21 protein-coding genes are annotated in these 20,178 nt (G+C 77.0%); 14 read left to right on the top strand and 7 right to left on the bottom strand.

Annotated elements, in window-relative coordinates; all coding sequences use genetic code 11:
• The first annotated feature begins 262 nt into the window (after positions 1-262).
• Positions 263-868, top strand: coding sequence for a HEAT repeat domain-containing protein (locus tag ACFSJS_RS14285; RefSeq protein WP_380900144.1), 606 nt, complete (start codon positions 263-265; stop codon positions 866-868).
• Between the two features lie 55 nt (positions 869-923).
• Here the strand turns inward: ACFSJS_RS14285 and pdxR are convergent, their stop codons facing one another.
• The 3 genes from pdxR to ACFSJS_RS14270 all read right to left on the bottom strand — a co-directional run bounded on the left by pdxR (position 924) and on the right by ACFSJS_RS14270 (position 4,411).
• Positions 924-2,453, bottom strand: a complete 1,530-nt coding sequence (pdxR, locus tag ACFSJS_RS14280; RefSeq protein WP_380900142.1) for a MocR-like pyridoxine biosynthesis transcription factor PdxR — start codon at positions 2,451-2,453, stop codon at positions 924-926.
• 301 nt (positions 2,454-2,754) lie between these two features.
• Positions 2,755-2,994 (bottom strand): hypothetical protein, encoded by a 240-nt coding sequence (locus ACFSJS_RS14275; protein ID WP_380900140.1) that lies wholly within the window; start codon positions 2,992-2,994, stop codon positions 2,755-2,757.
• 361 nt (positions 2,995-3,355) lie between these two features.
• A complete protein-coding gene (locus ACFSJS_RS14270) occupies positions 3,356-4,411 on the bottom strand; it encodes an Rv2578c family radical SAM protein (protein WP_380900138.1) in 1,056 nt (351 codons plus the stop codon).
• 150 nt (positions 4,412-4,561) lie between these two features.
• Here ACFSJS_RS14270 and ACFSJS_RS14265 point away from each other — a divergent pair, with 150 nt between their 5' ends.
• From ACFSJS_RS14265 to ACFSJS_RS14235, 7 genes are all read left to right on the top strand, one after another.
• Entirely contained in the window at positions 4,562-5,035 is a 474-nt protein-coding gene (locus ACFSJS_RS14265; protein WP_380900136.1) for an SRPBCC family protein, read from the top strand.
• A gap of 184 nt (positions 5,036-5,219) precedes the next feature.
• Positions 5,220-5,972, top strand: a complete 753-nt coding sequence (locus ACFSJS_RS14260; RefSeq protein WP_380900134.1) for a class I SAM-dependent methyltransferase — start codon at positions 5,220-5,222, stop codon at positions 5,970-5,972.
• A 123-nt stretch (positions 5,973-6,095) separates the two neighbouring features.
• A complete protein-coding gene (locus tag ACFSJS_RS14255; RefSeq protein ID WP_380900132.1) occupies positions 6,096-6,932 on the top strand; it encodes a M55 family metallopeptidase in 837 nt (278 codons plus the stop codon).
• Positions 6,925-8,298: a M20/M25/M40 family metallo-hydrolase gene (locus ACFSJS_RS14250; RefSeq protein WP_380900130.1), complete on the top strand. Its 1,374-nt coding sequence runs from the start codon at positions 6,925-6,927 to the stop codon at positions 8,296-8,298. Before ACFSJS_RS14255 ends, ACFSJS_RS14250 begins: the two co-directional genes overlap by 8 nt.
• 50 nt (positions 8,299-8,348) lie before the next feature.
• The gene (locus ACFSJS_RS14245; RefSeq protein ID WP_380900128.1) at positions 8,349-10,379 is read left to right on the top strand and encodes a S9 family peptidase; all 2,031 of its coding nucleotides are present in this window, start codon (positions 8,349-8,351) and stop codon (positions 10,377-10,379) included.
• Positions 10,376-11,335 (top strand): S66 peptidase family protein, encoded by a 960-nt coding sequence (locus ACFSJS_RS14240; RefSeq protein WP_380900126.1) that lies wholly within the window; start codon positions 10,376-10,378, stop codon positions 11,333-11,335. The genes ACFSJS_RS14245 and ACFSJS_RS14240 overlap by 4 nt, the downstream gene beginning before the upstream one ends.
• On the top strand, positions 11,332-11,865 hold the full coding sequence (locus tag ACFSJS_RS14235; protein ID WP_380900124.1) for a DinB family protein: 534 nt from the start codon (positions 11,332-11,334) through the stop codon (positions 11,863-11,865). Before ACFSJS_RS14240 ends, ACFSJS_RS14235 begins: the two co-directional genes overlap by 4 nt.
• Before the next feature lie 10 nt (positions 11,866-11,875).
• Here the strand turns inward: ACFSJS_RS14235 and ACFSJS_RS14230 are convergent, their stop codons facing one another.
• The gene (locus ACFSJS_RS14230; RefSeq protein ID WP_380900122.1) at positions 11,876-12,820 is read right to left on the bottom strand and encodes an aminoglycoside phosphotransferase family protein; all 945 of its coding nucleotides are present in this window, start codon (positions 12,818-12,820) and stop codon (positions 11,876-11,878) included.
• Positions 12,821-13,331: 511 nt separating this feature from the next.
• Here ACFSJS_RS14230 and ACFSJS_RS14225 point away from each other — a divergent pair.
• Genes ACFSJS_RS14225 through ACFSJS_RS14215 form a run of 3 tightly spaced genes read left to right on the top strand, consistent with a single transcriptional unit; the run spans position 13,332 to position 15,753 of the window.
• Positions 13,332-14,063 (top strand): class I SAM-dependent methyltransferase, encoded by a 732-nt coding sequence (locus ACFSJS_RS14225; protein WP_380900120.1) that lies wholly within the window; start codon positions 13,332-13,334, stop codon positions 14,061-14,063.
• A 44-nt stretch (positions 14,064-14,107) separates the two neighbouring features.
• Positions 14,108-14,800 carry a 4'-phosphopantetheinyl transferase family protein gene (locus tag ACFSJS_RS14220; protein ID WP_380900291.1) on the top strand — a complete coding sequence of 231 codons (693 nt, stop codon included), beginning with the start codon at positions 14,108-14,110 and terminating at the stop codon, positions 14,798-14,800.
• A 29-nt stretch (positions 14,801-14,829) separates the two neighbouring features.
• Entirely contained in the window at positions 14,830-15,753 is a 924-nt protein-coding gene (locus tag ACFSJS_RS14215; protein ID WP_380900118.1) for an NADP-dependent oxidoreductase, read from the top strand.
• A gap of 82 nt (positions 15,754-15,835) precedes the next feature.
• On the opposite strand, the gene ACFSJS_RS14210 is transcribed toward ACFSJS_RS14215, so the two are convergent.
• Both ACFSJS_RS14210 and ACFSJS_RS14205 read right to left on the bottom strand, forming a co-directional pair.
• A complete protein-coding gene (locus ACFSJS_RS14210) occupies positions 15,836-16,195 on the bottom strand; it encodes a VOC family protein (protein WP_380900116.1) in 360 nt (119 codons plus the stop codon).
• Between the two features lie 109 nt (positions 16,196-16,304).
• Positions 16,305-17,507 (bottom strand): baeRF2 domain-containing protein, encoded by a 1,203-nt coding sequence (locus ACFSJS_RS14205; RefSeq protein WP_380900114.1) that lies wholly within the window; start codon positions 17,505-17,507, stop codon positions 16,305-16,307.
• Positions 17,508-17,627: 120 nt separating this feature from the next.
• On the opposite strand from ACFSJS_RS14205, the gene ACFSJS_RS14200 reads away from it, so the two are divergent.
• The 3 genes from ACFSJS_RS14200 (at position 17,628) to ACFSJS_RS14190 (ending at position 18,963) form a co-directional block, all read left to right on the top strand.
• The gene (locus ACFSJS_RS14200; protein WP_380900112.1) at positions 17,628-17,876 is read left to right on the top strand and encodes a DUF6158 family protein; all 249 of its coding nucleotides are present in this window, start codon (positions 17,628-17,630) and stop codon (positions 17,874-17,876) included.
• Positions 17,877-18,116: 240 nt separating this feature from the next.
• Positions 18,117-18,338 (top strand): hypothetical protein, encoded by a 222-nt coding sequence (locus ACFSJS_RS14195; RefSeq protein ID WP_380900110.1) that lies wholly within the window; start codon positions 18,117-18,119, stop codon positions 18,336-18,338.
• A 91-nt stretch (positions 18,339-18,429) separates the two neighbouring features.
• Positions 18,430-18,963 carry a ribonuclease FAU-1 family protein gene (locus tag ACFSJS_RS14190; RefSeq protein ID WP_380900108.1) on the top strand — a complete coding sequence of 178 codons (534 nt, stop codon included), beginning with the start codon at positions 18,430-18,432 and terminating at the stop codon, positions 18,961-18,963.
• A gap of 146 nt (positions 18,964-19,109) precedes the next feature.
• On the opposite strand, the gene ACFSJS_RS14185 is transcribed toward ACFSJS_RS14190, so the two are convergent.
• Positions 19,110-20,081, bottom strand: coding sequence for a TIGR03557 family F420-dependent LLM class oxidoreductase (locus ACFSJS_RS14185; RefSeq protein WP_380900106.1), 972 nt, complete (start codon positions 20,079-20,081; stop codon positions 19,110-19,112).
• Positions 20,082-20,178 lie beyond the last annotated feature (97 nt).

Genomic DNA, 20,178 nt, shown 5'->3' with positions numbered 1-20,178 from the left:
GGAGCCCTGGGCGCCCGGGGGCGCGGGGCGGGCGCGACCGCGCCGCCGTGTGCGGCGGGCGACGAGCCGGACGGCCCTGTCCCGGGGCCGCGCTCGTCCTGTCTGCGTGCGTGCTGAACCGACTGCACCGCGGACGGCTGCGTCACCAGGCCGTCCGGTCGAGCGGGGGTACCGCTTGGACGAGGAGGCTAACTTGTGGGTAACAAGACCACCAGAGGGTAGACCGCTTCCAGGGGTGTGGCACATACCACAGGGAGGTGGCGTGCCGGTGGAAGCTGCGGGGAACGCCGTGGAGAGGGTGGACGGCGAGCTGGTGGAACGGCTGCGGGCCGAGGCCGAACCGGCCGCGTACGAACGGCTGCTGGCCCTGGCCCGGCGGGGCGCCCCCGGCGACCGCGACGCGCTCGCCGCCGAACTCACCGCTCCCGGGCGGCCGTTGTGGGCGCGGGAGCTGGCCGCCTGCTCGCTGGGCCGGGCCGGCGACCGGCGCGCCTTCGAGACGCTGGTGTTCCTGCTCAACCACCGCGACCCGGCCCGCTGCGCGGCCGCCGCCCGCGCCCTGCTGGCCCTGGGTGACCCGCGCACCGCACGGGCCGCCGCGGCGCTGGCCGACAACGAACTGCGCGTCTCCTACGCCCTCCACGCCGTCAGACTGCTGGCCGCGCTGCGCTCGCCGCTGTCCGCGCCCACCCTCATCCGCGTGCTGGACCGGCTGCTGGCGAGTCCCTGCCGCCCCTGGCCGGTGGCGCGGGCCTGCGTGGAGGGGCTGGGGGAGCTGGGCGACGCGCGGGCCCGCCTGGTGCTGCTCGCCGCCCGGGAGCGCGAGGAACTGCGCGCCGCGGCGGACGGGGCGCTGCGCCGGCTGTGAACCGGGCGCCGACCGTGAACCGGGCGCCGGCTGTGAACCGGGCGGCGCGCGGGCGTCAGCCCGCCGCCCGCACCACCCGGCCCAGGGCGGCCACCGCCTCGCGGATCTCGCCCGGTGTCCGGGCGGCGTAGCCCAGGACGAGCCCCGGCGGGCCGGGCCGCTGCGCGTGCCAGGACAGCGGCTGGGTCTTCACGCCCCGCTCGAGCGCGGCGGCGGCCAGGTCGGTGTCGCGGAAGGCGGCGTCGAAGACGACCGTCAGGTGCAGCCCCGCCGCCGCGCCCCGCACCACCGCGCCCGGCAGCCGCTCCCGGACCGCGGCGGCCATCGCGTCCCGGCGGCGGCGGTGGCGGACGCGCAGCAGACGCAGGTGGCGTTCCAGCTCGCCCGAGTCCATCAGCCGCGCCAGGGTCAGCTGCGGCAGCGCGGCACTGCCCAGGTCGGCGTACCGCCTGGCCTCCACCAGCGCCTCCCGGTGGCGCGGCGGCGCCACCGCCCAGCCCAGCCGCAGGGCGGGGGCCAGCAGTTTGGAGACGCTGCCGCAGTGCAGGACGCGGTCCGGCAGCACCGACCGCAGCGCGGGGACCGGGGGCCGGTCGTAGCGGTGCTCGGCGTCGTAGTCGTCCTCCACGACCAGCCCGCCTCCGGCGGCCCACCGCATCAGCGCGCGGCGCCGCCCGCCGCCGAGCACCACACCGGTGGGGAACTGGTGGGCGGGCGTGAGCAGGACGACCGGGGCGCCCGTGGCGCGCAGCACGTCGACGCGGACCCCCTCCTCGTCCACCGGGACCGGCGGGGTGGCCAGCCCGCGGGCGTTCAGGTGCATCCGGGCCCCCAGCGCCCCGGGGTCCTCCACCGCCACCTCCCGCACCCCGCCGTCGTGGAGGACCTGCCCGAACAGGGTGAGCGTCTGGGCGGTGCCGGAGGTGATCAGCACCTCGTCCGGGTCCACCCGCAGCCCCCGGTTGCGGGCCAGCCAGCCGGCGACGGCCGACCGCAGGGCGGGCGCCCCGCGGGGGTCCCCGTAGCCCAGCTGGGAGGAGGCCGCGCCGTCCAGGACGCGGCGCTCGGCGCGCAGCCAGGCCGCCCGGGGGAAGGCGGACAGGTCCGGTGTGCCGGGGGTCAGGTCGATCCGCGCCGGCACCGCCCGCAGCAGGTCGAAGACGTCCGGTCCGGGCTCGGCGGCGAACACCTCCGCGGGCGGGGGCGGTGCGGCGGGTGCGGAGGGCGGCGGGGGAGCGCAGGGCCGCACGGGCGCGGCGGCGACCACTGTCCCGGCCCGCCCCCGTCCCGCGACGAGGCCGTCCTCGCCCAGCCGCCGGTAGGCGTCGGTGACCACGCCCCGGGACACGCGCAGCTCCGCCGCCAGCGTGCGGGTGGCGGGCAGCCGGGTGCCCACCGGAAGGCTGCCGTCGAGGACGGCGGCCCGCAGCCGGCGGGCCAGCCAGTCGGCCAGTCCGCCGGGTGGGGCCTGGCGGGGGTCGAGCTGGAGGAAGTCCGCTCCGGCGGCGCCGGCCCGCCCCGGTCCGCGTGTCGTCTCCCCGGTCCCGCCGGTCCCGCCGGCGCCCGGCCCGCTGGTCCTCTCCACGGTGCCATTGTGGGCCGGGCGGGCGGGTGCCCGCGGCCGGGTCCGTCCGCGGGCTCCGCCGCCACCGGCGCGGCGCGGCGCCGCGCCGGACGGGGTGCGCGGGCCCGGGGCCGGTGCACCGCCGGGGACGGGCGAACCTACCGCGATGTAAGAGTTGGGAGCGCCCGACAGCCTGGGAATCGCAGGCGCGGACTTTCCGCTTCCTGTGATTCACGGCACACGGGCCGGTGATCCCGGTCCGGAGGCTCCGATGGGCGCGGCGGCGCGGCGGCCCGGGGCGGGGGACCGGGGGGAGGAGGGCTCAGTACCGCCACCAGCGGCCCTCGACGGGCTGCGGGATCCAGGTGTAGATGCCGCTCTCGGCCGGGCCGCGCCGGTAGACGGCCGCCACCTTCTCGGCCGGGTACTCCTCCAGGCAACCCCACACGCCCAGGGAGTCGGTGTCCTCGATGACGATCTGGCCGTCGGCGGTGCGTCCCGCCCGGCCGGCCTCGATCAGTCTCTCCCGGCCATCTGTGAGTCGCAGCTTGAAGACGGCCATCGTCGTGTGCCTTTCTCCCGTGGGCCCCGCGGGGGGCGGTCGTTCAGGGGCGAGGTGTGCCGGGGCGGCCACCCCCGAGGCTCCGGACGACGACGGAGCGGTGGCCCCGGAGGTGGCGTGGAAGCAGGCCGATCATGTCGGCGAGCAGCCCCACTCTAACGCAGTGGGAGGGTTGCGGCAGCCGCTCGAGCCCGGACGGAGGCGTCCGTACGGGGGTGGGGAGAACCGGTGAACGGGCGGATTCCGGCGCGTGTACGGAAGGCGGCCGCGGCGCGGGCGGTGCCGCGGCCGCGGGGACGGGGGGCCGTCCGGGGCGCGAGGGGTGCCCGGAGCCGGGGCCCGCCGCGCGGGAGGGGGCGTCTCACAGGAGGGTGAGCTGGGTCGGGCCCGGTTCCGGCCCCGGCTCCGGTCCGGGGGCGCGGCGCGGGGGAGCGGCGCCCCGGTGCGCGTCCGGCCGGGAGGGGCCGATGCCGTACTCCTCGGCCAGTTCGTGCACCTGGCGGGTGATCTGGCGCTGGTACCACCGGGGGGCGTAGGCGCCCTCGGAGTACAGCGCCTCGTAGGGGCGCACCAGGCCGGGGTGGTTGCGGGCGAGCCAGGCCGTGAACCACTCGCGGGCGCCGGGGCGCAGGTGCAGGGCGAGCGGGGTGACGGAGGTGGCGCCCGCCGCGGCTATCGCCCGCACCGTCGCGCGCAGCTGGGCGGGGCTGTCGGAGAGGAACGGGATCACCGGGGCCATCAGCACCCCGCAGCCGATGCCGTGCTCGCCGAGGGCGCGCACCACCTCCAGCCGCCGCCCGGGGGCCGGGGCCCCGGGCTCGACGGCGCGCCACAGCTCCTCGTCGAGGAAGGCGACCGACACCGACACCCCCACCTCCGCCACGGCGCAGGCCGAGCGCAGCAGGTCCAGGTCGCGCAGGATCAGGGTGCCCTTGGTGAGGAGGGAGAAGGGGTTCGCGTGGTCGCGCAGGGCGGCCAGGATCTCCGGCATCAGCCGGTAGCGGCCCTCGGCGCGCTGGTAGCAGTCGACGTTCGTCCCCATCGCGATGTGCCGGCCCGGCCAGCGGGGCGAGGACAGCTCGCGGCGCAGCAGCCGGCCCGCGTTGGTCTTCACCACGATCTGCGTGTCGAAGCCGATGCCGGTGTCCAGGTCCAGGTAGGCGTGGCTGCGGCGGGCGAAGCAGTACACACAGGCGTGGGAGCAGCCCCGGTAGGGGTTGACGGTCCACTCGAACGGCAGCCGGGAGGCGCCGGGCACCCGGTTGATGATCGAACGGGCCCTCACCTCGTGGAAGGTGATGCCCCGGAACTCGGGGGCGTCGAACGTGCGGGTCACCGCGCCGGCGCCGAAGAGGGCGGCCGTGGTGCCGCCCGCGTCCGGTCCGTCGCTGCCGTCGCCCAGCCTCTCCCAGCGCATGCGGCCTCCTCGCTCTGCCGTCAAAGAATAGAACACCTGTTCCCTTCGTGGGGTCAACCCGGCCCGTCCCGGTGCGCCGCGGGGTGGTTGGCTTGCCGTGCGGACCCCGCGGCACGGGCGCGGGGCGCGGGACGGAGGGAGACCAGGGCCGTGGCGTGGTTCGAGTCCACCGTGCAGTGCGAGATCGGGGCCGGGGCGGACGAGGTCTTCGCCGCGCTCGCGGACTACGCCGGCACCCGCGGCGGGCTGCTGCCCGCCCGGTGCGGCGGATACGAGGTGCACGCGGGCGGCGACGGCGCCGGCACGCTCGTGCGCTGGGAGGCGGCGGGTCCCCCCGGGGGCGGGCGGTCCTTCCTGCTGGAGGTGGACGAGCCGATGCCGGGGCAGCTGGTCGAACGCGACCGGTGCTCCTCCCTGGTCACCACCTGGACCGTCACCCCGGCCGCGGGCGCGGGCACGGCACGGGTCACCGTCACCGCCGTCTGGGAGGAGCCGCGCGCCGGCGCCCTGCTGAGGGCGGGCGGCCGGCGCCTGGCCCGCCGCCTGGGGCGGGACCACCGGGAGGTGCTCGGCAACCTCGCCGCCCGCCTCGCCGCCCCGCCGCCCCGGCGGACGGCTCCCTGAACGGCCCGGACCGGCCCCCCGAGCGGGCCCCCGCCCCCCGGAGCCCCGGCTCGGTCCCCGCGCCGGGCGGGCCGCGAAGACGCCGGGACGGGGAGGCACGAACGGAGCCGAACGGGGTAGGCGGGTCTCCCGGCGGCCGCACCCCGGCGGCCCGCCGAGCACGACAGCGAAAGAGGAGAGACCCGTGAGCGCCACCCCGCGAACCGGCGGCGACACCTGGGAAGGCGCGTGGAGCACCGATCCCGCGATCACGGCCGCCGTCCACCTGCCGATCTTCGAGGAGTACTTCGACCCCGGCCTTCCGCTGGTCGACGTCGACTGCGGCAGCGGCGCCCGGACGGTCTTCCTGGCCGGCCGCTTCCACCCGTGCGTGGGCACCGACCGGTCCGCCGAGGCGCTGGAGCGCGCCCGGACCGTGGTGGGGGAGGGAGCGGGAGGCCGCTCCGCCCCCGACTTCCGGCAGCTCGACGCCGCCGACCCCGGCGCCATGCGCCGCCTCCACGACGAGCTGGGCGACGCCAACGTCTACCTGCGCGGCGTCCTGCAGCGCAGCGAGCCCGGCGACCGCCCGCGCGTCGCGGAGTCCGTCGCGGCCCTCGTCGGCGAGCGCGGCCGCGCCTTCGTGGTGGAGGCCGCCCCGGCGGCCCGGGAGGCCCTGGCCCGGGGAGCCGGGGCCGAGAGCGCCGGGGACCTCCCCGGGCCCCTGGACTCGCCCGGCCTGACCGACCTCTCCCGCCTCTCCGAGGCGCCCGGCCCGGTCGGCGGCCGGGAGGAGGGGCGGGACGCCGGCGGGGCGCCGGCCGGGACCGCCGCCCCGTTCGAGGCCGCCGGGCTGCGGGTCGTCGCCGACGGCGCGCTCCCGCTGTCCACCACGGACTTCGAACCGGACGGCTCACGGCTGGACCTGCCGGCGACCTGGCTGGTGGTCGGCCGCTGAACCGGCGCCCGCCCGCCCCGGCGGCCGGACCCGCCCCGCCCCGGTGGACGTCACCGGTATGGTCCACCGGCGGTGCCGCGGGGGTCTTTGACCGCGGGCGGGCGGCGCGTAACGTGACCTGCCATGACGAAGATCCTGATCAGCGCCGACATGGAGGGCGCCACGGGGGTGACCTGGCCCGCCGACGTCCTGCCCGGGACGCCGCAGTGGGAGCGCTGCCGCCCGATGTTCACCTCCGACGTCAACGCGGCGATCGCCGGGTTCCTGGCCGGCGGCGCCGACGAGGTGCTGGTCAACGAGGCCCACTGGACCATGCGGAACCTGCTGCTGGAACGGCTCGACGACCGGGCGCAGATGATCACCGGCCGCCACAAGTCCCTCAGCATGCTCGAAGGCATCCAGCACGGGGACGTGGACGGCGTCGCCTTCGTCGGATACCACACGGGCGCCGGTGAGGAGGGCGTCCTCGCCCACACCTACCTCGCCAACTCCGTCACCGGCGTCTGGCTGGACGGCGAACGCGCCGGCGAGGGACGGCTCAACGCCGCGGTGGCCGCCGAGTACGGCGTGCCCGTCGTCCTCGTCACCGGCGACGACCGCACCTGCGCCGACGCCGGCGGCTACGCGCCCGGCGCGCGCACGGTCGCCGTCAAGGACTGCGTCTCCCGCTACGCGGCCGTCTGCCGCACCCCCGCCCGCACCGCCGCCGACATCCGCGCCGCGGCGGAAGAGGCGGCGGCGCTGGCCGTCCGCCACGAGCCCGCCGCGCGCCGGCCCCGCACCGTGGAGCTGGAGTTCGACGCCGAGCACCTGGCCGGCGCGGCGACCGTCGTGCCCGGCGTGGAGCGCACCGGCGAGCGCCGCGTGGCCTACACCTCACCCGACATGTACGAGGGGATCCGCACCTTCAAGGCGGTCACCACCGTCGTCTCTGCCGCAGTGGAGGAGCAGTATGGCTGAGCAGCACGGCGAGGGCGCCGGCGGCGGCCTCGCGCCGGACGCCGGACGGATCGACCGGCAGGCGCTCGACGAGGCGGTCGCCTTCACCTCCGAACTGATCCACATCGACTCCGTCAACCTCGGCAACGGCGACGGCACGGAGCGGAAGGCCGCCGAGTACGTCGCGGAGAAGCTGGCCGAGGCCGGCATCGAGCCCGCGCTGCTGGAGAAGGTACCCGGCCGCACCAACGTCGTCGCCCGCATCGAGGGCACCGACCCGGGCGCCGACGCGCTGCTCGTCCACGGCCACCTGGACGTGGTGCCGGCCGAACCCTCCGACTGGACGGTCCACCCCTTCTCCGGCGAGGTCCGCGACGGCGTGGTCTGGGGCCGCGGCGCGGTCGACATGAAGAACGCCGACGCGATGGTGCTCTCCGTGGTCCGTGCCTGGCGGCGGGCCGGGGTGCGCCCCCGCCGCGACATCGTCCTCGCCTTCACCGCCGACGAGGAGGACACCGGCCAGTACGGCGCCGACTTCCTCGCCCGCGAGCACCCCGAGCTGTTCGAGGGCTGCACCGAGGGCATCAGCGAGTCCGGCGCCTACACCTTCCACGCCGGCGGCGGGCTGCAGCTGTACCCGATCGCGACGGGCGAGCGCGGCACCGCCTGGATGGAGCTCACCGCCACCGGCCGCGCCGGGCACGGCTCCAAGGTCAACCGCGCCAACGCCGTCAGCCGGCTGGCCGCCGCGGTGCACCGCGTCGGCGAGCACACCTGGCCCGTGCGGCTCTCGGAGACGGTGCGCGCCGCCCTGACCGAGCTGTCCCGGCTGGCCGGGCTGGACGAACCGGACTTCGACGCGCCCGACTTCGACGTGGACGACCTGCTGCCCAAGCTGGGCCCGGCCGCCAAGCTGGTCGAGGCGACCGTGCGCAACAGCTCCGCCCCCACCGGGCTCAAGGCCGGCTACAAGATCAACGTCATCCCCGGTGCCGCCACGGCGTACGTGGACGGGCGGATGCTCCCCGGCACCGAGGAGGAGTTCGTCGCCACCATGGACGAGCTGACCGGCCCGGACGTGGAGTGGGAGTTCTACCACCGCGGCCCGGCCCTCCAGGCCCCGGTCGACTCGCGCACCTTCGCCGTGCTGCGCGAGTCCCTGGAGCACTTCGACCCCGACGCCCACGTCATCCCGTTCTGCATGACCGGCGGCACCGACGCCAAGCAGTTCGCGCCGCTGGGCGTCACCGGCTACGGCTTCACCCCGCTCAGGCTCCCCGAGGGACTGGACTACCAGGCGATGTTCCACGGCGTGGACGAACGCGTCCCCGTCGACGCCCTGCACTTCGGCGTGCGCGTCATGGACCGCGCCCTGTTCTCCCTCTGACCCCGCTCCCCGCCCCGCACCGGTCCGCGACGCCCCGAGGAGCCGCACCGATGATCCCCGTCACCGCCCCCTACGGCACCTGGGAGTCCCCGATCGACGCCCGCCTGGTCGCCGCGCACGACGGCCGGCCCGAGTACGTGGGCGCGGTCGGGCAGGAGGTGTGGTGGACCGAGCCCCGCCCCACCGAGGACGGGCGCCGCACCCTGATGCGGCTGCGCCCGGACGCCACCGGGCCGGCCGAGTCCGTGCTGCCCGCCCCGTGGAACGTCCGCAACCGGGTGATCGAGTACGGGGGCCGCCCCTGGGCCGGGGCCGAACGCGCCGCGGGCGGGCCGCTGATCGTCTTCACCCACCACGCCGACCAGCGGCTCCACGCCCTCGAACCCGACGCGCCCGGCGCCGTCCCCCGCCCGCTCACCCCCCTGTCCCCGGTCGGCGGCGGCCTGCGCTGGGCCGACCCGGTGGTGCTGCCCGGCCGGGGCGAGGTGTGGTGCGTGCTGGAGGAGTCCACCGGCCCGGCCCCCACCGACGTGCGCCGCGTGCTCGCCGCCGTCCCCCTGGACGGCTCGGCCGCCGAGGACCGCACCCGGGTGCGGGAGCTGACCGACGGCACCGACCGCTTCGTCACCGGCCCCCGGCTCTCCCCGGACGGGCGGCACGTGGCGTGGCTGGCCTGGGACCATCCGCGGATGCCCTGGGACGGCACGGTCGTCCGCCTCGCCGACGTCACCGCGGAGGGCGCCCTGGAGGCCGTGCGGCCCGTCGCCGGGGGGACCGGCGAGTCGGTCGCCCAGGCCGGCTGGAGCGCGGACGGCTCGCTGCTGTTCACCGGCGACCTCGGCGGCTGGTGGAACCTCCGGCGCATCGCCCCCGACCTGCTTGCGCCCGGCGTCCCGCGCGAGGCCGCCGCCGGCACCGGCCTGTGCCCCCGGCAGGAGGAGTTCGGCGGGCCGCTGTGGAAGATCGGCCACCAGTGGTTCGAGCCGCTGGAGAACGGCCTGGTCGCCGTCCTCCACGGGGTGGGCGCCCAGCGCCTGGGCATCCTCGACCCCGCCACCGGCGAACTGGCCGACGCCCCCGGCCCCTGGACGGAGTGGACCCCGACGCTGGCGGCCGCCGGCACCCGGGTCGTCGGTGTGGCCGCCGGCCCCCACCGCGGCCACGAGGTCGTGGAGCTGGACACCTGCACCGGCCACGCCCTCGTCGTCGGCGCCGGGCACACCGACCCCGTGGACCCCGCCTACTACCCCGACCCGCGGGCGCGCGTCGTCCGGGGCCCCGGCGGACGCGAGATCCACGCCCACCTCCACCCGCCGCGCAACCCCGCCCACCGGGCCCCCGACGGCGAACTACCGCCGTACGTGGTGTGGGCCCACGGAGGGCCCACCGGGCGCGCCCCGCTCGTCCTGGACCTGGAGATCGCCTACTTCACCTCGCGCGGCATCGGCGTCGTGGAGGTCAATTACGGCGGCTCGACCGGCTACGGGCGCGCCTACCGGGAGCGGCTGCGGGAGCAGTGGGGCGTGGTCGACGTCGAGGACTGCGCCGCCGTCGCCCGAGCGCTGGCCGACGAGGGCACCGCCGACCCCGCCCGGCTGGCCATACGCGGCGGCAGCGCCGGCGGCTGGACCACCGCCGTCTCCCTCACCTCGCCGCTCACCGAGGGCCTGTACGCCTGCGGCACGATCCTCTACCCGGTCCTGGACCTGGAGGACTGGGCGGCCGGCGGCACCCACGACTTCGAGTCGCAGTACCTGGTCTCCCTGGTCGGCAGCCCCCGGGAGCACCCCGAGCGCTACCGCGACCGCTCGCCCCTGCGCCACGCCGACCGCGTCACCGTGCCGTTCCTGCTGCTCCAGGGCCTGGACGACGCGATCTGCCCGCCCGCCCAGTGCGAGCGCTTCCTCGCCGCGGTCGCCGGGCGCGGAGTGCCGCACGCCTACCTCGCCTTCGAGGGGGAGGGCCACGGCTTCCGCAGGGCCGGGACCATCGCCCGCGCCGTCGAGGCCGAACTCTCCCTCTACTCCCGGGTGTTCGGCTTCGACCGGCCGGACGTGCCCCGCCTGGAGCTGGACGGATGACCCCCGCCGGCCCCGCCGGGCCCAGGCGCGGCCTCCTGCGGCCCCGGCGGCTGCGTCCCGGCGACCGGGTGGCGATCGTGGCGCCCAGCGGCCCGGTCCCCCGCGAGCTGCTCGACGCGGGCCTGGACATCCTGCGCGGCTGGGACCTGGACCCGCAGGTCATGCCGCACGTCCTCGACGTCCACCCGCGCCTGGACCACCTCGCCGGCACCGACGCCGACCGGGCCCGCGACCTGACCGACGCCTGGTGCGACCCCGCCGTCGCGGCGGTCCTGGCCGCACGGGGCGGCTACGGCGCCCAGCGGACGGTGGACCTGCTGGACTGGGAGGCGCTGCGGGCGGCCGGCCCCAAGGCGTTCGTCGGCTACAGCGACATCACCGCGCTCCACGGGGCCGTCGCCGCCCGGCTGGGCCAGGCCACCGTGCACGGCCCGATGCCCGCCACCGCCTCCTTCCTCAAGGACGCCGCGACCCAGGACCACCTGCGCCGCACCCTCCTGGCACCGGAGACGGTCACCGGGATCGCCCCGGCCGGTGCGCGCACCCTGGTGCCCGGCCGCGCCCGCGGCACCACCTTCGGCGGCTGCCTGTCCCTGCTGGCCGGCGAATCCGGCGTCCGCGGGCGGCGGCCCGCCTGCCCGGACGGCGGCGGCATCCTGCTGCTGGAGGACGTCGGGGAGAAGCCGTACCGCATCGACGGGTACCTCACCCACCTGCTGCGCTCCGGCGAGCTGGACGGCGTGACGGGGATCGCGCTGGGCTCCTGGCACGACTGCGGCCCCTACGAGGAGGTCCGCGCGGTGCTGCTGGACCGGCTCGCCCCGCTGGGCGTCCCCGTGGTGGAGGAGCTGGGCTTCGGGCACGGCCCGGCGACCCTGACCCTCCCCCTCGGCGTGCCCGCCGTCCTGGACGCCGACGCGTGCGTCCTCACCCTGGAGGAGACAGCCCTGGCATGACCGGACCGACCGCGGAGACCCCGCTGCCCGAGCCCCCGCCCGACACCCCGCCCGACGCGCACCGCCTGCTGCTCGCCTACCTCGACTACTACCGCGACACCGTGCTGCGGAAGCTCGCCGGGCTCCCCGAGGCCGAGCTGCGCGGCAGCCGCCTGCCGTCGGGCTGGACCCCGCTGGAGCTCCTGCGGCACCTGGCCTGCGTCGAACGCCGGTGGATGCGGTGGGGCTTCCTGGCCGAGCCGGTCGAGGACCCCTGGGCGGACCGGGACGACGGCGGCCGCTGGCACGTCCCCGACGGCACGGCGGTGGAGGAGGTCGTGGCCCACTTCCGCGCCGAGTGCGCCCGCTCCCGCGAGATCGCCGCCTCCGCCGCCCTCACCGACCGCGCCGCGCCCGGGGGCCGCTTCGCCACGCGGGAGGAGGCGCCCACCCTGGCCTGGATCCTCTTCCACCTGCTGCAGGAGTACGCGCGCCACGCCGGGCACCTCGACGTCGTCCGCGAGCTGGCCGACGGCGAGGTGGGGGAGTGAGGCCGGGGGGCTACAGGCCCGCCAGGTCCGCCAGCGTCCGCACCTGATCCATCACCGCGGCGCCGCCCTCCAGGTCGCCCTGCTCGGCCACGGTCCACAGCGCCGACTCCACGCGCCGCGCCACCGCCCACGCCCGGAGCCGCGCCGCGTCCTCGCCGAGCGCGTCGGCGACGAGCGCGGTCCGCGCGGCGGCCACCGGCCGCGGCACCGGGTGCCCGAAGGGGGCGTCGATCTGCTCGATCAGCGGCCACGGGTCGTACAGCGGATCGCCCACCATCGGCTTGGCGTCGATCGCCAGCCACGGCTCGCGCTCGGCGGCCAGCACGTTGCCGGGGTTGGCGTCGCCGTGCACCACGACCTCGCGGCCGGCCGTCGCGGGCAGCTCGCGCAGCAGCCGCACCCCCAGCGCCACCAGGACGGGGTCGAAGCCGGGGGGCCGCAGGCGGTCCATGCGCTCCTCGGCGGTCCCCGCCCACCCGGCGGTCACGTCCGCCATCCGCTCCAGGCCCGTGTCCGGCGGCACGGGCGCGCTCCACAGCCCGCGCAGCAGCCCGGCCCCGATCACCAGCCGCTCCTCGGCGGGCAGTCCGTCCGCGTCCCCGAGTCCGGTGCCGGGCGCGCAGCGCTCCAGCAGCAGGGCGTACCGCTCGGTGTCGTGTTCGTACACCCGCACCGCGCCCCGGCCGTCCCACAGCCGCAGCGCCTCGCCCTCCCCGGCCGCCTCCGGGTGCGGCCAGCCCACCTTGAGCACGGCCCGGGAGCCGTCCGCCCGCCGCGCCGGCGCCACCCACGAGCAACTGCCCCCGGCGTACGGCTCCCCGAGCACCAGCCCCCAGCGCTCGCCCAACTCGCCGACGAGGCCGGGGAGCCGGTCCAGCCACGCCCCGCCGCCGGGGAGGCGGGAGACGGTGCGGACGACGGGGAGACCGGGCGGCACGGGCTCTGCGGGGGCCATGGCCCCGAGCCTAGGGGCCACGGGCGCGGGACACCCGATGCGATGTCCGAATGCCGCCGGACTCCGAGGCCGCACCGCACGAGGATCGACTCATGCCCAGGACAATCACCGACACAGCCGACATGAACGACATGAACGACCTGTACGGCAAGGCGGCCCTGGTGACCGGCGGCAGCCGCGGCATCGGCGAGGCCGTGGCGCTGCGGCTCGCCCGGGCCGGGATGGGGCGGAACCGCGCGCGATGGCCGGGAAGCACGGCCGCTCGACGCACCCGGCCCCGGCGAGGACGCCGTCGGGCAACCCGCCTGGCGGCGGCCGACGGCCGAACACGGCGCCCGGCCGGCGGAGGTCGTGGACGGGCGCGGCCGGCCGTGCGCCGACCCGGCCGCATGGACGGACGGCGTGCCGAGGCCGGCATCGCGCCCTCCGCCGGGACCACGGCCCGCCACGCGCCCGGCCGGTCCGGAAAAACGGTGGGCGGCCCGGCGGCGGCCGTGCCACGATCGGCCGCATGACCGACGCACCGGGCACCCCGTCCACCATCCCCGGGTCCTGGACGATCGACGAGTCGGCGCACGCCGGCCCCGAGCACCTGGATCCCGCCTTCGTGGCGGGGTTCGACCGCAAGCAGGGGTATCCCGACCCCGCACCGGACGTCGCCGCGCTGCGCCGCCGCGGCGTGGGGGAGGACGCCGCCGTGGTCGACCTGGGCGCCGGAACAGGACGGTTCGCCCTGGCGGCGGCGCGGGAGTTCGCCCGGGTGGTGGCCGTGGACGTCTCGCCCGCGATGCTGGAGCACCTGCGGGCCCGGGCCGCCGAGGAGGGGGCGGTGAACCTGGAGTGCGTACGGGCCGGCTTCCTCGGCTACGAGCACTGCGGTCCGCCCGCCGACGCCGTGCACACCCGCCACGCCCTCCACCAACTGCCCGACTTCTGGAAGGCGGTGGCCCTGGACCGGATCGCCCGCCTGCTGCGGCCCGGCGGGGTGCTGCGCCTGCGCGACCTCGTCTTCGACTTCCGGCCGGCCGAGGCCGGGGCCGTCCTGGAGGAGTGGATGGCGGGCGCGGCCGGCGACCCCGCGCGGGGATACACCCGGCAGGACTACGCCGAGCACCTGCGCACCGAGTACAGCACCTTCCGATGGCTGCTGGAGCCGATGCTGGACGCGGCCGGGTTCGAGATAGTGGAGACGGAGTACAAGGGACGCCTCTTCGGCACCTACACCTGCCTCCGGCGCCCCTGAACCGTCCGAGCCGTCCCGCCGCGCCCTGGAGGAGACCGTTGAAGCTGCACGTACTGCGGGTGTCCGAGCACGCGGCCGACGTACGCGACGGCGCGGTGCTGTCGGAGGAGGAGCGGGCCCGGTGCGCCTCCTTCGTCCGCGAGGAGGACCGCGACCGCTACCGGGTCGCCCACACGGCCCTGCGCCGCGAACTCGCCGTCCTGCTGGACACCGACCCGGCCGCCGTGCCCCTGACCCGCGAGGCGTGCCCGCTGTGCGGCGGGCCGCACGGCCGCCCCGCGGTCCCCGGCACCCCGGTGCACTTCTCGCTGTCGCACGCCGGCGACCTGGTGGTGCTGGCCTTCGACGACGCCCCCGTCGGCGTCGACGTCGAGGAGTACCCCACGGCCACCGTCGTCGCCGAGGCGGCCGCCGCCCTCCACCCGCGCGAGCGCGCCGAGCTCGGCAGCCTGCCGGCGGCCGACCGGCCGGCCGCGTTCGCCCGCTGCTGGACGCGGAAGGAGGCGTACCTCAAGGGCACCGGCACCGGTCTGGGGGAGGACCCGTCGGTGACCTACGTCGGCAGCCTGGCGGTGCCCGCGGAGGTGCCCGGCTGGTCGATCGGCGACGTGGAGGTCCCGGAGGGCCACGCGGCGGCCGTCGCCGTCCGCGTCCCCCGCCCGGCCGGCCGGGCGGCCGTCCCGGGCCCGCCCCCTCCGGTGCCCCGCCCGGACCCCGCCCGGCGGCGGCAGGAATGAACGAGCCGGGCGGGGAAGTTGTGCCGGGCATGAAGGCAATCGCTCTGAACAAGTACGGCGGCCCCGGCGACCTGGAGCTGATGGACCTGCCCGAGCCCAGGCTCGGCCCGGACTCGGTCCTGGTGCGGGTGAAGGCCGCCGGGGTGAACCCGGTGGACTGGAAGGTCGGGGCGGGCTACCTCGACCCGGTCCTCGACGCGCACTTCCCGCTGGTCCCGGGCTGGGACGTGGCGGGCGTGGTGGAGAGGACCGGCCCGGACGCGGGGGAGTTCTCCCCCGGGGACGAGGTGATCGGGTACGTCCGCAAGGACTGGGCGCAGAACGGCACCTACGCCGAGCTCGTCGCCGCCCCGGTGCGCACCCTGGCCCGCAAGCCCGCCGCGCTGGACTGGCACCAGGCGGCCGGACTGCCGCTGGTGGGCCTCACCGCCTACCAGTCGCTGGAGCGGCTGGGCGTGGGCGAGGGCCAGACGGTGCTGGTCCACGCCGCGGCCGGCGGCGTGGGCTCGCTGGCCGTGCAGATCGCCGCCGCCCGCGGCGCCCGCGTCATCGGCACCGCCAGCGAGCGCAACCACGACTTCCTGCGGACGCTGGGCGCCGAGCCGGTGGTGTACGGGGAGGGGCTGGCCGACCGGGTCCGCGAGCTGGCCCCCGACGGCGTGGACGCGGCGTTCGACTTCGTCGGCGGCGACGCGGTGGACGTCTCGCAGCAGGTGCTGCGCGACCGCTCGCGGGTGCTGTCGATCGTCGACCACGACGTGGCGGCCAAGGGCGGGCACTACCTGTTCGTGCGGCCCGACCCCGAGGACCTGGCCGCCCTCGCCGACCTCGCGGACGCGGGGAAGCTGACGGTCGAGGTGGACCGGGTGGTGCCGCTGGCCGAGACCGCCGAGGCGTGGCGGCACAGCCAGTCCGGGCGCACCCGCGGCAAGGTCGTGATCGAGGTCTCCTGACGGACGGCCGGGCGCCTGCCGGGCGCCCGGCCCCGGCCCGCCACCGCCGGCCCGCCACCGCCGGCCCGCCACCGCCGGCCCGCTACCGCCGGCCCGCCTCCCCGCGGTCGACGTACTCGAAGACCGAGCCGTCGGGGTGGCGGGCCATCAGGCTGCCTCCGATCGGGGTGGCCTGGGGCCCGGCGATGATCTCGGCGCCCACCTCCCGCAGGGCGGCCGCGGCCTCGTGCACGTCCCGTACCGCCAGGGTGGCGGTGACCTTGCTCAGGATCTCCATCGGGCCCGGCGGGCCGCTCATCAGCAGGAAGGGGCCGACCGCCGCCGCCGAGACCGGCCCCTGGGCGAACCGCACGGCCCGTGCGCCGGTGAGGCGCTCGTACACGTCCACCGCCGCGTCCAGGTCGTCGACACACACGCGCAGCGAAGTCCCCAGAATCTCCATGCCGGCGAGCCTAGTTGGGGGCGTGACCGGTGTCAGGCGCGCCGGGCGGGGAGCAGGCCGCGCCCCGCGGCCGCATCCCCTGTCCCGCGTCCCGCCGGCCGCACGGGACTCACGCCGTCGGCGCCTGCCCCCCGGCCGAGCCCTCCGCGGGGGGACCGCCGTACGGCCAGCGCAGCAGCGCGCCGAGCCCGCCCACCGGCAGCCCGTCGGGGGTCCCGGCCTCGTCCGCGACCGGCTGCACGGAGACCACCTCGGCCCCGCTCGCCACCGCCGCCCGCAGCAGCGCGTCGTCGGCCCGGGCGCTGACGGGGTGGGTGTCGCCCAGGTACTGGACGTCGTTGCGGCGCACCGCCACCTGGTCCGGGCCGCCGCCCACCCACACCTCGCGGTGCAGGTCGGGCCCGTCGGGACGGACCAGCAGCGCGGCGACGCGGTGCTCGCGGAGCGCGTCGACGAGGGCGGGGACGCCCTCGGCGGCGCCCACCCGCCCGTCGTCGGTCGGCACCCGCCACGCCTGGAAGCGCTCCATGACCTCGGCGGCGTGACGGCGCACGTACTCGGTGCGGGCCGCCTCCACCTCCCGGTCGAGCCGCCGCTCGCTCTCGGCCTGGTTGCGGCCCGCGCCCCGCACCCCGTGCTCGGCGAGGACGCACGCCTCCCTCAGCTCGGGGGTCAGCCGCTCCCGGACGGAGCGGCACTCGCGCCCGTCGCCGGCCAGCACCACCAGTTCGGCTCCGGTCTCGGCGCGGCGTTCGCGCAACGCCTCGGCGATGACCGAGGCGTTGCGCTCCCAGGTGTTCTCCACCGAGTTCTGGAAGTGCCGCTCGTGCCAGGAGGCGGAGGGGGTCACGTGCAGCGGGTGGTCCTCGCCCTGCACCTGGCCCAGGTCGCGCCTCCCCTCCGGACCGCGCAGCTCCAGGTCCGCGCCGGTGCGGTCGATGCGGGCCACCAGGCAGGAGGGCGCCGCGTCCATCAGGTCCAGCAGGGGAGTGATGTGCGGCAGCGGCTGCCAGACGGCCTGCTGCCCGCCGGGCGGCGGCGAGGCCAGCGGCTCGTCGAGCACCACCTCGCCCCCGGCGGCGAACAGCGCACGGCCCGGCGTGCGCGACTCGCGGGGCAGGGCCGTCAGCGCGTCGTAGACCGCGCCGCAGGTAGCCTCGTCTGCGCCCTGCTCCTTCAACTGGTCGCGGACCCGGCGGGCGCTCAGCTCGCGGCGGGCCGCCGCGTCCTCGGTGATCCAGGTGGTGTCGAAGTAGACCGACGCCCACGGGCCGGGCCGGTCGATGATCGGACTGAGGAATCCGAGTTCCATGGCTCCCTCCTAGATGGCGTGGTCCGCACGCGGGTACCCGGACCGGTACGAAGAACACGGAGTGACCGGAGCCGGATCCCGGGGAACCGGATCGGGGTGACACCGGAAGGACGACGACCGATGACCGAGGAGGCCACCGGAATGGGCATGGGGATCGACCCGGAGAAGCTGACGGAGAACGAGCTGATCGAGGAGCTGGAGTCCCTCCACCGCACCCGGCACGACACGCTGCTGCACGGCTCGTCCGACGCGCTGGCCGCCCACACCCGGCGCACCGCGGAGCTGGAGGGCGAGTACCTGCGGCGCCACCCCGACCGCGCGGTCTCGCCGGGCCGCACCCGCGACGGCGCCCGGGCGCGCACGCAGTGACGCGGTGAGGGCACGGCCCGCCCGGCGGCGGTCCGGCCGCGGCCGTCCGGTGGATCGGGACGGGGCCGGGGTGTTTGCCCCCGGGGGGTCAGGGCACCCGGACCGCGGCCGAGCGAGCGGCCTGTGGGGGAGCGGAAGGCTCCGGGCACGGTGGTCAGGGACCGTGCCCGGAGCCTCCCTTCCGTCCGCGCCTCCCCGCCGGCCCGGTTGGCACCGGGCGTCCCCGGGTAGGCGGGCCCCATGAGCGAGACGAACGGCGAGACGAACGAGCGGAGCACCGGAAGCGGCGCCGGGAGCCTCGTCCCGGGGCGGGGACCCGAGCAGCCCGCGACCCCGCCGAAGGTGCCGCCGACCGGCCCCTACGGGGGGAAGCGGGAGCGCACCGAGGACGGCGACCGCGACCGCGACGGCGACCGCAGCGGCGGACACGGCGGCGCGGACGGGGACGCACCCCCGCGCTGACCGGCCGCGGCGGCCCGCGAGCGGCGCCGCGCCAGGGGTGCGCCCGGAAAACCGGGTGCGCCCCTTTGCCGTGCCGCAGCAGAGTGGGGACATGACCGACACGCCCCCCGAACCCCCTCCCGCGCCCGCCGCGGTCCTCCTGGAACCCGGCACCGAGGTGACGGTCGTCCTGGTCAAGTCCCGCGGCCGGCAGGTGACCTATCCGGCGGTGGTGGAGCGCGACGACGGCGTCCACGCCGTGGTCCGCGCTCCCTGGGCCGGGCCGCCGGTACGGGACTTCGGCTTCGTGCGCTTCGAGTCCGGTGACGTCTTCACCGAGCACTACTGGCGCGACCGCTGGTTCTCGGTGAAGGAGGTGCGCGGCGCCGGCGGGGCCCTCAAGGGGTGGTACTGCGACATCACCCGCCCGGCGGTCGCCGGGGAGGGCACCCTGACCACCTGGGACCTGGAACTGGACCTGTGGGTGTCGCCCGACCGGTCCACCGTGCTCCGCCTGGACGAGGACGAGTTCGACGAGAGCGGGCTGCCCGAGCGGGAGCCGGAGGCGGCCGGGCGCGCCCGGCGGGCGCTGGACGAGCTGGAACACCTGGCCCGGAGCGGGGACTTCGCCGCCCTGCTGGCCTGACGGACCCCTCCGGCGCGGCCGCGCGGGGGGGAGCCGCGCGGTGCGGGGGGACACGGATGAGGGGGTGTGGAGAGCCGCACCCTCTCCACACCCCCGTCCGCGGGCGGCGCGGAGTCCTCCGCGCCGCGCGCCCTGCCGCCCGCGCCTCACTCGCGCAGGCGCGGCAGGACGCTCGTCCGGTAGAAGTCGAAGAACCCCTGCAGATCCGGTCCGATCTGGTTGACGTGGACCACGTCGAAGCCGGCGTCGGCGAACTCGCGCAGGGCCTGGACGTGCTCCTCGGGGTCGTCCCCGCACACCGGCCCGGAGCGGGCCACCTGCTCCACGGTCACCAGCTGCGACGCCTGCTCGAAGTGGGCCGGGGTGGGCAGGATCTGCCCCAGCTCGCCGGGGAGAAACATGTTCGGCCAGCGGTGGTGGACGGTGCGCACGGCCGCGTCGCGGTCGGTGCCGTAGCAGACCTTCGTCCCGGCGAAGGCCGGTCCCTGCCCGGAGCCCCGCCCGCCGCCGCTGCGGCGGAACCGCTCCAGCCCCTCCACGTCCGGCATCGTGGTGATGAACCCGTCGCCGATCCGCCCGGCCAGCTCGATCGCCGCCGGGCCGAAGCCGGAGACGTCGATCGGCACCGGCCGCCCGGGGACGTCGTACAGCCGGGCGTTCTCCACGGTGTAGTGCTTCCCGTGGTGGCTGACCTCCTCGCCGGTCAGCAGCCGCCGGATGATGCCGATGGCCTCCTCCAGCATCTCCATCCGCACCGCCGCCTGCGGCCAGGGGCCGCCCAGGATGTGCTCGTTCAGAGCCTCCCCGGTGCCCACGCCCAGCCGGAAGCGGCCCTCCAGCAGCACCGCGCTGGTGGCCGCGGCCTGGGCGACGACCGCCGGGTGGAGGCGCACGGTGGGGCAGGTGACCGCGGTCTGCACCGGCAGTGAGGTGGCCTGGGAGACCGCCGCGATGACGGACCACACGAACGGGCTGTGGCCCTGGACGCCGTTCCACGGGTGGTAGTGGTCGGAGATCCACAGGGAGGTGAAGCCCGCCTGCTCGGCCATCCTGGCCTGCTCGACCAGCTCCTTCGGCCCGTGGTCCTCGCAGGCGAGGAAATAGCCGTACTCGGTCATCGTCGGGTGCCCTTCCGCACGCCGGGTGATCCGGGCACCGGGTAACCGGGTCCCGGTGTGAAAAACATCGTTTGAAGGGATTGGCCCAGGGCATCCG

The organism is Streptomyces desertarenae, assembly GCF_042681365.1.
Taxonomy (GTDB): domain Bacteria; phylum Actinomycetota; class Actinomycetes; order Streptomycetales; family Streptomycetaceae; genus Streptomyces; species Streptomyces desertarenae.
The sequence above is the reverse complement of the archived record's forward strand: the minus strand, read 5'-3'. Positions and strand labels throughout refer to the sequence as shown.